Genomic DNA, 13,427 nt, shown 5'->3' with positions numbered 1-13,427 from the left:
ATTATTCGCAGAGTGTGAACCACCATGTATTAAATCAATAGCTGCTAGAGGTATGTGTAAGGTTTTATCTACTGGCGTGCCAGTGGCTTTTAAAATACCGATAACAGTAAACGGGTTGTCTTTATGATGATGAAAGCTCGTATTACCCATCCCGTGTGAGATTACTACGTTATCACCTAGTGTATACCCTAAACGGCTTGCTACATCGCTGCCAAGTACCACCTGGTTTAAATGCTCAAACGCGTGGCCTTGTTGAAAACTTAACGTTTGTTTTTTACCAAAGCGATAGTGGGTAAAGTAATCACGGCTTGTACCTAGTACAGTTTGGCCTTTGTGGCTGTCGCCTAAACTAATAGGAATGCTCCATTTAACACCACGTTGAGCTGCTATGTACTGATAACTTTGCCAGCTCACCCCATTATTTGCGTAACCTATTCTAAATACAGAGGAAAGCAGTAATTGAATATCGCCGGTGCGGGCGCCTACAATTAGGTCTGTCCCAGAGATGGTATTACTAAAGCTGGTTTTTGCATCCACGCGAATTCGCTCAATACTTAGTAAAAGCATCACGCTAATGGCAATGGTAAACAATGTGAGCAGTACACTTGCTCGGCGATTTAGCAAACTTTTATAAGCTAACTTAGTCAGGATCATAACGGCTCCTGTAAGCTAACTAGGCTAATTGCACGATTAAATAGCGGTTTTAATGTTTCGTCATGGCTTACAAAAACTAACGTACTGTTGGCGCGCTTAGCCTGTTCGAATAACAGCTTTATAAAGCTTTCTCTATTTGCGGTATCGAGTGCCGAGGTAGGCTCATCAGCAATTATAAGCTCTGGGCTGCCAATAAATGCGCGAGCGGCGGCAACCCGCTGTTGCTGACCAATGCTGAGCGAGGCAACATCTTTACTATGATAAGACTCACTTAAGCCTAATGCTGTTAATAAGCGTATCGCTTCTTTTTGTAAGCTTGGCTTGGGCTCTGTTGTTTGCTGTAAGGCTTTTTGTTTTCTGCTTTTTGAAAATTCACAGCCAAGCGTGACATTCTCAATGGGTGTTAAATACGGTAATAAATTAAAGTTTTGAAAAATATAGCCAATATTCTCCGCTCTAAATACGTCTCTTTGCGTATTGCTAAGTGTATTTAAATCGCGATTTAAAATACGTATGTTGCCACTACTTGGTGTGTTTATACCTGCCAATAGCGCAAGCAGGGTTGATTTACCGACGCCGCTGGGACCATGTAAAAAAATATGCTCGCCTTTATCAATCCTAAGGGTTGGGATATTTAGCGTAGGCTTGGCATCATTTTTATGCCATTTAAAGGTTACATTATCAAGCTCAATCATACAGTGTGGTGTTACCAACCCCAATAATTTAACATTTTTCTCATTTTAAATTGCCTAATAAGGTTTAGAGGTTTAGGTTTCAAATTATTATCGCTATGCAAAAATTCATTTGTCGCATTAAGTACACGCAGGCTAGATTGCCCATCGGTATAAGGATGAAGCTCTTTAGAGTAGTTGCTAATTGCTGCCATTAGCTCCTGTGGGTATGTAAGGGCGTAATCAATATTTTTTTCTACTTCTGAAGCTTGCGTAACATCTAATAAATGCGGGAAAGGCTGCCTCGTTCTATACGTTACTACCGGTTTATTTTGTAATAAGAACATTTGCAAGACAGAAGAGGTGTCGCACAGCATAACATCTGCAGCTTTAAGTAAAGGCAGTACATTGTCGGTTTCTACAAAAGTTAAGTTTTCATTACTTAAGGCTTTGTATTTATCTACCCACTCCTGTGGCATTTTAGGATGAAATTGCACCAATATTCGCCATTTCCCTTGCTTACTAAAGTGCTTAATTTGCTCATAAAGCCTAGGTGCAAGTGTGAGCCTGTGTGAAAAGGTGGAACAAATAAGTAATGTCGGGCGTGCATCATTGCTTGCATATGGGTTGTCAGCTTGTGCTGTAAATAAGGGATCTAGAGTTGGCCAGCCAGTTTCAGCTACTTTGAAGTGGCCATGCTTTATGGCTGATTTTGCAAACCGCCTGGTGGTATTTGGACCTTGCGTACAATACAGGTCAAAGCATCCTCTGATTGCAAAATGCCCTTTTTCACCACTTGTATCTCTTTTATGAGCATCAAAACCATGAAATACAGCTACTTTTATCCCTGGGATGAATGTAGGTATTAGGTTAGCTGGGGCGAAAGTTGCGTCGGGTTTCCAAGTATGTACATCTTTTATAGAGTGAAGTTGCTGCTCATCATCATCTAAAAAGTCGGGGTTTACTTCATTACCCGCTAAAAACCACCGAACTTCTCCACCATGGGCTAAAATTTGCGCCTGAAGCGGCCTTAAAATAGCGTATGAATAATTTTGCGAAATATACATTAGGTATTTTTTATTTGCGGTCGCAGTTAGGTAGTCCAAGCGTTACTCCTCTAGTTAGCACGCTAAGTTTACCGCATTATTACAGCCATATAAATATTGCGTGGTTATTTAAACTGAGCTCTGGGTAATAAACCTATTTCTAGCAGCTATTTTCAGCGCTAACTGCGTTGAGTTTACTTGCAATAGGCCAGCTATTGACGCGTAAATTCGCCTTGCTTTCATTGAAAATCTTTGGCTAGAGAAAATAAATTTAAATATCAGCATAATACAACACGCCCTAGTCAGTCTCTTAACCAGAGTTCAGGTTATTTAGTTTTCAGTGCTGATTGAGCTTTAGGGTAGGCTGATTTATTATATAGCGCTTATAACCCCATACCATACTTTGCTCTATGAGCATCCCTAACCCCGGAGATAGCATGACTAGCTATAAAGTTTTAGACGTAAACGATGACTTACCCATTCGCACTAAAGGTGGCGTACACAGCGGTAAAGTTCGTTCGGTTTATTGGCTAACAGATGAAGACAGCGCACGCCTCATTAAAGAAAAAAACTATAAAGTTCCGCAAGGAACTGAGCTGGCAATTATGGTTATTTCAGACCGTATTTCTGCTTTTGACTGTATTTGGCAAGGCGAAAATGGCTTAAACGGCGTGCCGGGAAAAGGTATTGCGCTTAACTCTGTTGCATCTCATTGGTTTAAGTTATTTGATAAAGCTGGCCTTGCGGGTAACCACATTGTTGATATTCCACATCCTTATGTATGGATTGTGCGCAAAGCAAGCACCGTAAAAGTAGAAGCGATTGCGCGCCAATATATAACCGGCAGCATGTGGCGTGATTACAGTAAAGGGGTTCGCAACTTTTGTGGCATAGATTTACCAGAGGGCTTAACGGCAAACCAAAAGCTTGAAAACGTACTAATAACCCCTTCTACAAAAGGTATTATCGAAGGCGTGACTGATATTCCACCTGTTGATGATGTGAATATTACGCGCGCTAATATCACTGATAATTTAGACGTATTTAATCTTAAATCGGCAGAGGATGTGACTAAATACGAAAAGCTATTGGTTGAGGGCTTTAAGCTAATTAGTGAGGAGCTGGCAAAGCTTGATCAAATATTTGTAGATACAAAATTTGAGTTTGGTTATGTAGAGGATTTAGACGGTAACCAACAGCTTATTTATATTGATGAAGTAGGCACCCCAGACTCTTCGCGCATATGGGATGGCGCGGCTTACCGAGATGGTAAAATAATCGAAAACTCTAAAGAAGGGTTTCGCCAGTTATTAATTTCTACTGTGCCAGAAAGTGACGTGCTGTTAAATAAAGACCGCATGGATGAGCGAGAGCAGCTTGCTAAAGACTTTATTTTACCAGAATCGGTCATGCTTGAGGTGTCTAACACTTATGTAGGCATTGCCAGTAAAATCATTGGTAAAGAGATTGTAATTCCAGAAGATCCTCGCCAAGAAGTAATTAATATTTTAGATACTGATTACGACCTTATTGTAAAATAGTACAACTAAAGTATTAAAATAAACAAAGCCCAGTCTTTATTTTTAGTTACTGGGCTATATTCCTTGCAATTAGTGCTGGTCTCTAATTAACTTAACCTAAGATTAACTTTTAGGTATTGATATGTTTAGGCAAGTGCAGCAAGTTTTTAATAAAAGAGGTTATTTACTCGCCGCTACTTTATTTTTTAGCCAAGGCGTACTGGGTGAAAATATTGATTTAGTAATTCAAGACCAGCATGGTCAGCCACTAAAAGACGCAATCGTTGAGCTTTATAAGGCGACAAAGTCAGAGCGCACTACGTTACCCGTTGCGGTAATGGACCAAGTACATAAAGCGTTTTTACCTGATTTACTAGTGGTGCAAAAAGGCCAGCAGGTTAACTTTCCTAACAGCGATAATATTCGCCATCATGTTTACTCTTTTTCTCAGGCTAAGCCCTTTCAGCTAAAACTCTATTCAGGCCAACCTAAAGAGCCTGTAATTTTTGATCAACAAGGTGTTGTTGTACTAGGCTGTAATATTCATGACTCTATGGTTGGCTATATTTATGTAGCCAATAGTGAACACGTTTATAAAACTAATAATACGGGTAAGTTATCCTTAGACATAACGCCGTTACCGACTACGCTGAGTGTGTGGCATGCGCTACAAACTGCACCGTTGGAAAATAAAAAAATGATAACAATAAACAATAACAATGAGTTACTAATTAAGGTTAATACCTCCACCCCAGCACCGCGAAATACTTTTGGTAGTAAGTTTAAGGGCGGTAATGACTAACAGTTTAAAAAACCGCATTATTGTTTTATGTGTAGGCTTAGTGTTACTGACCACTATGGTGAGCATTGTTAGCTTTTGGTGGTCTACAAGTAAATTTCAAGAAGAAAAAGTAAATCAAGATATTAGCGTAGCGCAAAATGTATATAAGCAATATCTGAGCGCAAAAGAAAGCCTACTGCTTACTGCTGCTAAAGTACTCACTGCCGACTTTGGTTTTAAGCAAGCGGTTGCCACTCGCGATGCAGGCACCATAAGTAGTGTGTTGTTTAATCACAGCCAGCGTATTGATGCAGAGCTTATGCTACTGATTGATTTATCAGGTAAATTAATTTCAGCCAATACTAATGCAGATTTGTACCCTCAAAATTTAAAGCCGTTACTGGATGAGTTATTAACTTCGCCAGAGCAATCGAGCTTTGTCGTTCTTAATAATCAGCTATATCAAGTTATTTTACTACCTGTAAGGGCGCCTAGAACCGTTGCATACAGCTTAGTGGGTTTTAAAATTGATGACGAAGTCGCCCTAGAACTTAAAAACCTAACAGGAATGGATGTCAGCTTTATTGCTGAGCAGGACAACCTCGTAAGAAGCTCGTTGCTTAATCGCCCAGAGTTTTTTTCACCTAAAAACTACTTTAACACCACCACAACAACGCGTTTGTTTGGTGATTATCCTGTATATAAAAACCAAGATATTATGTTGCCCTCCCTACAAGGGGATGCGGTAACAATTTTGCTCAGTGCTGATTTAACGCAAAGCTATAACGATTTTGAAAACTTATTGTTTACGCTAATTATTATGGCCATTTTAACGATGCTGGTGGGGGTTATTACCAGTAGTTTACTGGCAAATAACTTAACAACCCCACTCTCACAGCTTGCAGTTATTGCCAGGCAATTTGCACAAGGTAATTACGCATTTGAATTTAATGCATCTAAACAAAGTACCGAAATAGCAACCCTTGCTAACGCCTTTGATAACATGGGTAACGATATTAACGAGCGTGAACAAAAAATTAGTTTTCAGGCACGCCATGATTCGCTTACAGGCTTTTATAATCGCTCGGCTATGCTTGAAGTACTCGATGATGAGCTGACTCCCTCTACACAATACACCCTGGTTGCTATTGATATAAAAGGTTTACGGCATATAAACGATAAGCTAGGCCCACGCGTAGGCGATGAATGTTTAAAAGCGGTTGCCAATCGAATTAGTGGCTTTTCGGACGAACTTGGCGGCTTTCATGCGCGTATTGGTGGCGATGAGTTTTTAACTGTGTTTCCAAGTGCCGCTGCCAGAGAGAAAAAAAGCGGTATAGTTGGTTTAATGGCACAGCTATTAGCGTGTTATACCATTAAAACGTTAAAAATTAACTTACGCTTTAGCGCTGGGGTTGTCGAGTATCCCATGCAAGGTCTTGCCAGCGACGATTTAATGCGACGCGTACTTATTGCCGTAGACAATGCAACAGATAGCCAAGACAGTATTCATTATTACCAAAATGGTGAAGACGAAGCGCATTTAGATCGTCTTAAAATGTTAGATGAGCTTAAACAAGCCATTAGCGATGATGATGGGCAATTATTTATGACCTATCAGCCTAAACTGCATTTACACACACAAAAAATAAATAAAGTCGAATCACTGATCCGCTGGCAACGTAAAGATGGCAGCTGGGTAAACCCAGAACTGTTTATTGATTTAGCCGAGCAATCGGGGCTTATTGTTGAGCTTACATCATGGGTTGTTAACACTGTGGTTTCTCAGGTGGCTGATTGGCAGGCTAAAGGGATTGAAATGCAGGCAGCAATTAATGTATCAGCACAAGATATTGCCTCACCGAGTTTTCATTCAGCGTTAGTGCGTACTCTAAAAAAATACAATGTTGATCCAACCCTCATTACTGTTGAATTAACTGAGCGCGACATGATTGAAAATGAAGAAAAAGGCATAAAAGCATTACAAAACTTAAAAGCCATCGGTGTAAAAATTTCATTGGATGATTATGGCGTAGGGCAAACATCACTGGGGAGATTAAAAATGCTGCCTATTGATGAGCTAAAGTTAGATAAGTGCTTTATTTTAAAGTTAGATGAGTCGCGCAAGGATCAACACATAGTGCAGTCGTCTATTACCTTAGGGCATCAACTAGGCTTTAGCGTTGTTGCAGAGGGCGTTGAAAACAGAGATTCGTTAGACTTACTTAAACTTATGCATTGTGACCATGCTCAGGGTTACTACCTAAGTAGGCCTTTAAAAGCAGAATTATTAGAACAGTGGCTAAAGGAATATTATGAAAAAAGTTAAGTGTTTATTACTTGGGTTATTACTTAGCTCGAGCTTTTCTGGTTTAGCAAGCGATGGTAAATTATTAGCGACCCCCGGGGTTTCGCAAATAGAAGGCGGCGGGGGCGGCGGTATTGTGCCTTGGGCACAACTTGCAGGTTACGCCAGCGAAGACGAGTTCTCTGTGAATGGCTTTTGTAGCCGTGCAGATGTAACAGACTACACTTTAGATGTATGTGGAGCACAAGTTAACCTATTTAATCGTGTGGAACTTAGCTACGCTCAACAACGTTTTGACGTGCCTGCACTTGATACCGAAATAGAGCAATCTATCACGGGCGCTAAAATTCGTTTATACGGCGACATAGTTTACAGTGACTGGCCGCAATTGAGTGTGGGTATACAGCATAAATCCCTTGATGATGGCGCTGTTGCGACCCTAGTAGGTGCACAAGATACTAGTGGCACTGATTACTACCTCGCAGCTAGTAAACTCCACTTAGGCGCTGTAGGGGGGCTTAACTGGTTTTGGAACGTCACAACTCGCTACAGTGAGGCTAATCAACTCGGTTTGCTTGGTTATGGTGGGGCAAATGATGATGCAAAAATTTTATTTGAAGGCAGCACCGCTGTGTTTTTGAGCCGAAGTGTTGCCGTAGGTATAGAGTATAGGCAAAAGTCTAATAACCTTAATTTGGGTGAACAAGACTGGAAAGATTTATTTGTTGCTTGGATGCCAAACAAACACGTGAGTGTCACCGCTGCATACTTAGATTTAGGTAGCATTGCAGGTGCGAGCGATCAAACAGGGTGGTACTTATCGGTAACAGGGTATTGGTAATGAAAAACGTTGTCATTTTATGGTTGTGTTTAAGTGCCCTGGCAGGGTGCGCAAGCTCAACAAATTTATCGCTTTATCAACAGCTTGATGGCCGAGCGGGGCTTACGCGTATTGTAGACAGTTTTATTTACCAAATAGGTAATGATGAACAAGTACTGCATTATTTTGAACACAGCGACATAAGCCACTTTAGAGAAGGTTTTATTATGCATATGTGTATGCTAGTTGATGGCCCATGCAAGTACAAAGGTGACTCTATGGTAGATATTCATACTGGGATGCACATAACTGAGAAAGATTTTAACCATGTGGTGGACTTACTTGTAAATGCGATGGAAGAGCAAAATATTAGCCATAGCATACAAAATGAGATTCTATCTAGAATGGCACCGCTGCGAAGTAAAATAATAAGAATTTAGGCAACATCTGTAAATTATTTACTCGTAGCAGTGAACCTTACTTTTGTAATAGTGTCCACTTAGTATTATTTCCCGATAAACAATAATTGGCGCGCACAGCTTGTATGTCTTACCTATTTATATCCCGCAAAAATGTACACGCAAAGTACTATAAAAAAATAATCAAAAAGCTGAGTATGGATTGCCAACTGCATGTTATGGGGGCGCCAAAGCTTTCAGCTATATACTATTTAAGTAAAGCGTTTAAAGTTGATTTTAACGATGTTATTAATGCACAACTAAAACGTAAGCGCGCCCGTAATAACCTTTGGAACAATGCTTTAGTATCGGCGGTTTACAAAGTGGGGCTGCGCTTTTTTGAGCGTTTACGTTACGCAAAATATTTAGCTTTATTAGCTGAAGTTAACCCGGATGTAATGGTGATATGGAATGGTAATAAACTGCCTAATACTACCGTTGCTATGGCTGCCAAGGCACTGGGTATTAAGCAATTTTATTATGAAAATGGTTTGCTTCCGGGTACCACCAGTTTAGACCCTCAAGGGATTAACTTTAATGCGTCGCTAAGTCGAGATCCTGATTTTTATTTAAATTTTAATGCAAATAATGCCTTAAACTTTGATGCACCGGCGCTTGTCCCTCGAGAAAACCATAAAAAACGCTGTGATTTTGCAGCTGAAAATATACCTGAACGCTACATATTTGTGCCTTTTCAAGTGCCTCACGATACGCAATTAGCGAGCTTTTCGCCATGGATTGACTCAATGGAAATGCTATACGATGAAGTTGTTAGCGCAGTGAAAGCATTGAACGATCCTAGTTTAAAGGTCGTTTTTAAAGAACACCCGTCGTGGCACAAGCATTACACCCATTTATACGATAAAGACCCAATTGCATTATTTGCAAACGGCAATAAAACCTGTGAACTTATTGAATGCGCAGAAGCGGTGATCACTATCAACTCTACGGTCGGTTTAGAAGCGCTGTTACTAAATAAGCGCGTAATTACTGTAGGGCAGGCTTGTTATAATATAGAAGGCTTAGTTAAGCATGCTGATACTCGTGAGGGCTTAGCTTCCCAAGTAGCAGATGTAGCTCAAGGATGGCAGTTTAATCCGCAGCTACGCGATAAGTTTTTTTGCTATTTAAAGCATGTGTATAGTGTGCCGGGCGTTTGGAAACACGCCGAAGAAGAGCATATCAAAGCAATTGAGTTACGTTTTAAAGGGGCGGATAAATTTGCACAATACAGCAACAATGTGCCCAACGAACTTATTTAACCGCGTATAGTATATCAACATGTTGTGATTTAGTTGTAAGGACAATTTTTACAGCCATTTTTACAGCATGTACCTCGCTTTAAAAAAAACCATTTACTGAACACCATGTAGCCATTTTGCATGGTGTAGTCTAGCCCTTCAATTAAATTGTCATTACCTCTAAATTTTTTAGCAAACTCAATTTGTGCTTTGATTGGCTGAGTATAAATATGCGCTAAATAAGCGTTTATTTTATTAAGCGTACATTGCGGGCATAAACAGCTTGTTGCTGACTCTTCAAGCGGTAAAATAGCAGGTAATTGGTTACACCAGCATGCGTTTATATCGTTTACATTACAACTGAGCGCAGTGTGGCATTGTGAGCAGTTTAATCTCGTCATTTTAAGTCTTATCAGCAGTAGAGCAGCAAGAATAACAAATATTATGAATATACAAAAAGCATTGGCCGAATTTATTACCTTTGGTGAGCAAAGAGATGATGCTATTAGCGTGATTATTTCTACCCCAGCAGAGGAAAGTGCTCCCGGTTATACACTCACAAAGCCGGTATTGATTGACGTGCTAACACGTTGTGTAAACCACGAAATAGAGATAGATGATTTAGAGCTATGGGCAAATGTGGTTGAATCGCGAGATGATATAAATTGCGCCGAACACGAAGGGGTTATTTTTGCGCTCAGTAATAGTGAGCAAATGGGTGAACTTGATAAGCGTAAGCTGACTGTATTGTTGAAGCTGCTACAGAGCTAAGCGTAATTTAGTAATGATTGTATTTAAACCGTTTTAAATTATCTTCAGGTGCAGCGAAATCAAACTTAGCTTATAGATTAACATTGCTCTGAACTCAAAACCGTGAACTACGAGAACAGAGCAATGTGATAAAACGTCTTTATTCAGAGGGTTTACAGCTCTTCACTTTCTTTAATTGTTGCAAATGCGGTGTTTAAACGCGTTACTGTTTCTGGCAGTTGGTCGTCTAAAATGTCTGCTTTATCTGCACCCCATGCTAATACCACTGTTGAGCCTAGTTTAAAGCGGCCCATTTCTTCACCTTTTTTAAGGGTGATGGCGTTTTCACCTTTAGTAGGGTAGTTCCAGCTAAACACATCGCTACCGGCTGGTGGTGTTACTGTGCCTGCCCAAACAGTTTCTATGCTGGCTACAATGGTTGCGCCTACTAGTACCATAGCAAGTGGGCCAATTTCGGTTTCAAAAATAGCCACTACACGTTCGTTACGAGCAAATAAATTAGGGACATTGCGCGCTGTAAGCGGGTTTACCGAAAATAAGTCGCCCGGTACGTAAATCATTTTACTTAGTGTGCCGTCTATAGGCATATGAATACGGTGGTAGTCTTTTGGCGCTAAATAAATGGTAGCAAATTTTCCGCCTAAAAATGGTGTTGTATCATCTTCAGAGCCACCTAATAGTGCTTGTAGACTGTAGTCATGACCTTTTGCTTGTATTAGCTGCCCATCAACAATGTCGCCCAGTTGGCTAATTGCACCATCAACAGGGTGAGTAATTACGTTCTCGCCTTGCGCCATCGGACGCACATCATCTTTTAATGGGCGAGTAAAAAATTCATTAAACGTTTTGTAGTGCGCTGGGTCTTCATACAAAGCCTCGTTCATGTCTACTTTATATTGTTTAATAAATAGTTTAATAAGCGTTGTAGTTAAAGCACCGGCTTTTGCTGCTGCTAATTTACCTACTACGCGTGAAATAAAGTGCTTTGGCATTGCATACTGCATTGCAATTTTAAATTTGTCTAAACTCACAGATTGTTTCCTAAATTAAACGCGAGGTGCGCGTGCACCAGCACGGCCATCGGCCATTGTTTCTAAAATACGGTGGTAGCTGTCGAATCGCAATTGCGAAATATCGCCATCGGCTACCGCTTGTTGAATTATACAGCCAGGGTCGTTTAAATGCTTACAGTCTCTAAAACGACATCCGCCTATAAACTCTCTAAATTCTTTAAAGCACCAGGTTACCCGTTCAACATCTAAGTGCCATAAACCAAACTCACGTATTCCCGGTGAGTCAATTAGGTTACCACCACTTGGTAGGTGATGTAAGCGCGATACAGTGGTGGTATGTTGCCCTAAGCCACTGTTTTCTGATACTTCTTTAGTTAATATTTCGGCATCAGGAAGCACAGTGTTAACTAAGGTTGATTTACCTACGCCACTTTGACCAACAAAAATATTATTTTTATCAACCAGTACGTTTTTTAAATCATCTATGCCTTCGCCGGTTACACTACTTACAAGCAGTACCTGATAACCAAGGCCTCGATAAATATCGAGTACTTTTTGAATTTCATTTAGGCCTTCGTCGTCGATTAAATCGATTTTATTAAGTACTAAAATAGGTTCTATACCCATGTCTTCACAGGCAATTAAGTAACGGTCGATAATACTGGGCGTAAACTCTGGTAGTACCGCTGAGACCATTAAAATTTGATCAATATTTGCAGCGATTACTTTTACGCCATCGTAAAAGTCGGGACGCGTAAGCTGTGAGCGGCGCTCTTGTGTTGCTTCAATAACGCCTGCTAAGTCGCCTTCACTTACTTTTGCGCGGCGAAATAGTACTTCATCACCACACACTAAGTTAGTAACGGTACGGCGAATATTACAGCGTAATACGTCACCTTCTTGTGTTTCTACATCGGCGTGTTGGCCAAAACGGCTGATCACGACAGCGTTTTCGGTTGCGCCCAGATTATCTGTTTGCCACTCTTGTGCGCCACCTTTTGCCAATTTTGTATCGGCATTATTTAAGCGCTTTTGATGATTAGCCTTGATCCTGCGAGATTGGCCTTTACTTAATTTTTTCTGTTTTGCCACTTTTGGCCTATAACCTTGGTTTAAATGTCGGCTTTGCGTATAAAAAAGCTTTAGCTCGACGGTTGATGCTAATATGATATATCGAAATGCGTTGGATCTAAAGAAAAGCACTGTTTAAGGTTACTATGACTATTAATGAATCTAATTTAATTTGGCTTGATCTGGAAATGACTGGACTTGAGCCGGCCACAGATAAAATACTCGAAATTGCAACAGTAGTAACTGATGCCGATTTAAATATACTCGCGGAAGGGCCTACTATAGCTATTCACCAAAGTGATGAGTTGTTAGATGGCATGGACGAATGGTGTACTACACAGCATGGGAAATCAGGTCTGACTGCTCGTTGTAAAGCCAGTACATACGATGAGGCTTATGCGGTTGAACAAACGCTTAATTTTTTAAAGCAGTGGGTTCCTGCGGGAAAATCACCTATGTGTGGTAACTCAATAGGTCAAGACAGACGCTTTATGAATAAGTATATGCGCGAGCTTGAAGACTTTTTTCATTATCGAAATTTAGATGTAAGCACAATTAAAGAGCTTGCCCGACGTTGGAAGCCTGAGGTACTAGAACAGGTAAATAAAAAAGGCTCTCATTTAGCTCTCGATGACATTAAAGATTCTATTATGGAATTAAAGGTGTATAGAGAAAAATTCTTTAATTTGTAAAAAACACTTGCAAACACATTAGATTATTGTAGAATCCTGCCCCGCTCAAGACGATAACCCTCGCGGGGTTGGTGTGTTTGAGTGGTTTAAATACCATCAGTAACTGCGGCACTAGCTTAGTTGCCATAACGTAGGACGCGACCTATCGCGCACCAACGGACAAATTACTGACTAAATATGAAGCGGCACTAGCTCAGTTGGTAGAGCGCGACCTTGCCAAGGTCGAGGTCACGAGTTCGAGCCTCGTGTGCCGCTCCAATTTCTCACCAAAGAAATTGAAGTATCGAATAAAATATAAAGCGGCACTAGCTCAGTTGGTAGAGCGCGACCTTGCCAAGGTCGAGGTCACGAGTTCGAGCCTCGTGTGCCGCTCCAATTTCT

General features: G+C 40.6%; 14 protein-coding genes and 2 tRNA genes. 10 read left to right on the top strand and 6 right to left on the bottom strand.

Going from position 1 to position 13,427, the window contains the following annotated elements; translation table 11 throughout:
* The 3 genes from MTF68_RS18450 to MTF68_RS18440 form a co-directional block, all read right to left on the bottom strand.
* On the bottom strand, positions 1–654 hold a 654-nt coding region (locus MTF68_RS18450; protein ID WP_248463286.1), incomplete at its 3' end, for an ABC transporter permease.
* The gene (locus MTF68_RS18445) at positions 651–1,349 is read right to left on the bottom strand and encodes an ABC transporter ATP-binding protein (RefSeq protein WP_248463285.1); all 699 of its coding nucleotides are present in this window, start codon (positions 1,347–1,349) and stop codon (positions 651–653) included. The genes MTF68_RS18450 and MTF68_RS18445, both read right to left, overlap by 4 nt.
* A gap of 11 nt (positions 1,350–1,360) precedes the next feature.
* Complete coding sequence (locus MTF68_RS18440; RefSeq protein WP_248463284.1) at positions 1,361–2,431, bottom strand: CDP-glycerol glycerophosphotransferase family protein; 1,071 nt, start codon at positions 2,429–2,431, stop codon at positions 1,361–1,363.
* Between the two features lie 377 nt (positions 2,432–2,808).
* Here MTF68_RS18440 and MTF68_RS18435 point away from each other — a divergent pair, with 377 nt between their 5' ends.
* From MTF68_RS18435 to MTF68_RS18410, 6 genes are all read left to right on the top strand, one after another.
* Positions 2,809–3,912 carry a phosphoribosylaminoimidazolesuccinocarboxamide synthase gene (locus MTF68_RS18435; RefSeq protein ID WP_248463283.1) on the top strand — a complete coding sequence of 368 codons (1,104 nt, stop codon included), beginning with the start codon at positions 2,809–2,811 and terminating at the stop codon, positions 3,910–3,912.
* A gap of 121 nt (positions 3,913–4,033) precedes the next feature.
* A complete protein-coding gene (locus tag MTF68_RS18430; protein ID WP_248463282.1) occupies positions 4,034–4,693 on the top strand; it encodes a methylamine utilization protein in 660 nt (219 codons plus the stop codon).
* The gene (locus tag MTF68_RS18425) at positions 4,686–7,001 is read left to right on the top strand and encodes an EAL domain-containing protein (protein ID WP_064384802.1); all 2,316 of its coding nucleotides are present in this window, start codon (positions 4,686–4,688) and stop codon (positions 6,999–7,001) included. Before MTF68_RS18430 ends, MTF68_RS18425 begins: the two co-directional genes overlap by 8 nt.
* Positions 6,988–7,821 carry a DUF3034 family protein gene (locus MTF68_RS18420; RefSeq protein ID WP_248463281.1) on the top strand — a complete coding sequence of 278 codons (834 nt, stop codon included), beginning with the start codon at positions 6,988–6,990 and terminating at the stop codon, positions 7,819–7,821. The genes MTF68_RS18425 and MTF68_RS18420 overlap by 14 nt, the downstream gene beginning before the upstream one ends.
* Positions 7,821–8,240: a group 1 truncated hemoglobin gene (locus MTF68_RS18415; RefSeq protein ID WP_029773274.1), complete on the top strand. Its 420-nt coding sequence runs from the start codon at positions 7,821–7,823 to the stop codon at positions 8,238–8,240. Before MTF68_RS18420 ends, MTF68_RS18415 begins: the two co-directional genes overlap by 1 nt.
* A 176-nt stretch (positions 8,241–8,416) precedes the next feature.
* Positions 8,417–9,520 (top strand): capsular biosynthesis protein, encoded by a 1,104-nt coding sequence (locus MTF68_RS18410; RefSeq protein ID WP_248463279.1) that lies wholly within the window; start codon positions 8,417–8,419, stop codon positions 9,518–9,520.
* A gap of 29 nt (positions 9,521–9,549) precedes the next feature.
* On the opposite strand, the gene MTF68_RS18405 is transcribed toward MTF68_RS18410, so the two are convergent.
* Positions 9,550–9,900: a cysteine-rich CWC family protein gene (locus MTF68_RS18405; protein WP_248463278.1), complete on the bottom strand. Its 351-nt coding sequence runs from the start codon at positions 9,898–9,900 to the stop codon at positions 9,550–9,552.
* Between the two features lie 43 nt (positions 9,901–9,943).
* Between MTF68_RS18405 and MTF68_RS18400 the strand changes: the two genes are divergently transcribed.
* Positions 9,944–10,270 carry a hypothetical protein gene (locus MTF68_RS18400; protein ID WP_096041164.1) on the top strand — a complete coding sequence of 109 codons (327 nt, stop codon included), beginning with the start codon at positions 9,944–9,946 and terminating at the stop codon, positions 10,268–10,270.
* Positions 10,271–10,422: 152 nt separating this feature from the next.
* On the opposite strand, the gene asd is transcribed toward MTF68_RS18400, so the two are convergent.
* Both asd and rsgA read right to left on the bottom strand, forming a co-directional pair.
* Positions 10,423–11,301, bottom strand: coding sequence for an archaetidylserine decarboxylase (asd, locus tag MTF68_RS18395; protein ID WP_248463276.1), 879 nt, complete (start codon positions 11,299–11,301; stop codon positions 10,423–10,425).
* Positions 11,302–11,316: 15 nt separating this feature from the next.
* On the bottom strand, positions 11,317–12,375 hold the full coding sequence (gene rsgA, locus MTF68_RS18390) for a small ribosomal subunit biogenesis GTPase RsgA (RefSeq protein WP_004589056.1): 1,059 nt from the start codon (positions 12,373–12,375) through the stop codon (positions 11,317–11,319).
* A 125-nt stretch (positions 12,376–12,500) separates the two neighbouring features.
* Here rsgA and orn point away from each other — a divergent pair, with 125 nt between their 5' ends.
* From orn to MTF68_RS18375, 3 genes are all read left to right on the top strand, one after another.
* The gene (orn, locus tag MTF68_RS18385; protein WP_004589057.1) at positions 12,501–13,046 is read left to right on the top strand and encodes an oligoribonuclease; all 546 of its coding nucleotides are present in this window, start codon (positions 12,501–12,503) and stop codon (positions 13,044–13,046) included.
* A gap of 182 nt (positions 13,047–13,228) precedes the next feature.
* Positions 13,229–13,304 (top strand) — tRNA-Gly (locus MTF68_RS18380).
* A gap of 41 nt (positions 13,305–13,345) precedes the next feature.
* A tRNA-Gly gene (locus MTF68_RS18375) sits at positions 13,346–13,421 on the top strand.
* Positions 13,422–13,427 lie beyond the last annotated feature (6 nt).

Origin of the sequence: Pseudoalteromonas sp. 2CM37A (genome assembly GCF_023161885.1) — a bacterium.
In the GTDB taxonomy this organism is placed as follows: Bacteria; Pseudomonadota; Gammaproteobacteria; order Enterobacterales; family Alteromonadaceae; genus Pseudoalteromonas; species Pseudoalteromonas atlantica.
Note: the sequence above shows the minus strand (reverse complement) of the source record. Positions and strands in the feature narration are given on the sequence as shown.

Excerpts from the sequence above, each read along its gene's own strand:
- MTF68_RS18445 (WP_248463285.1), bottom strand. The coding sequence starts at position 1,349 with ATGATTGAGCTTGATAATGTAACCTTTAAATGGCATAAAAATGATGCC.
- MTF68_RS18435 (WP_248463283.1), top strand. The coding sequence starts at position 2,809 with ATGACTAGCTATAAAGTTTTAGACGTAAACGATGACTTACCCATTCGC.
- MTF68_RS18430 (WP_248463282.1), top strand. The coding sequence starts at position 4,034 with ATGTTTAGGCAAGTGCAGCAAGTTTTTAATAAAAGAGGTTATTTACTC.
- MTF68_RS18425 (WP_064384802.1), top strand. The coding sequence starts at position 4,686 with ATGACTAACAGTTTAAAAAACCGCATTATTGTTTTATGTGTAGGCTTA.
- MTF68_RS18420 (WP_248463281.1), top strand. The coding sequence starts at position 6,988 with ATGAAAAAAGTTAAGTGTTTATTACTTGGGTTATTACTTAGCTCGAGC.
- MTF68_RS18415 (WP_029773274.1), top strand. The coding sequence starts at position 7,821 with ATGAAAAACGTTGTCATTTTATGGTTGTGTTTAAGTGCCCTGGCAGGG.
- MTF68_RS18410 (WP_248463279.1), top strand. The coding sequence starts at position 8,417 with ATGGATTGCCAACTGCATGTTATGGGGGCGCCAAAGCTTTCAGCTATA.
- MTF68_RS18405 (WP_248463278.1), bottom strand. The coding sequence starts at position 9,900 with ATGACGAGATTAAACTGCTCACAATGCCACACTGCGCTCAGTTGTAAT.
- MTF68_RS18400 (WP_096041164.1), top strand. The coding sequence starts at position 9,944 with ATGAATATACAAAAAGCATTGGCCGAATTTATTACCTTTGGTGAGCAA.
- orn (WP_004589057.1), top strand. The coding sequence starts at position 12,501 with ATGACTATTAATGAATCTAATTTAATTTGGCTTGATCTGGAAATGACT.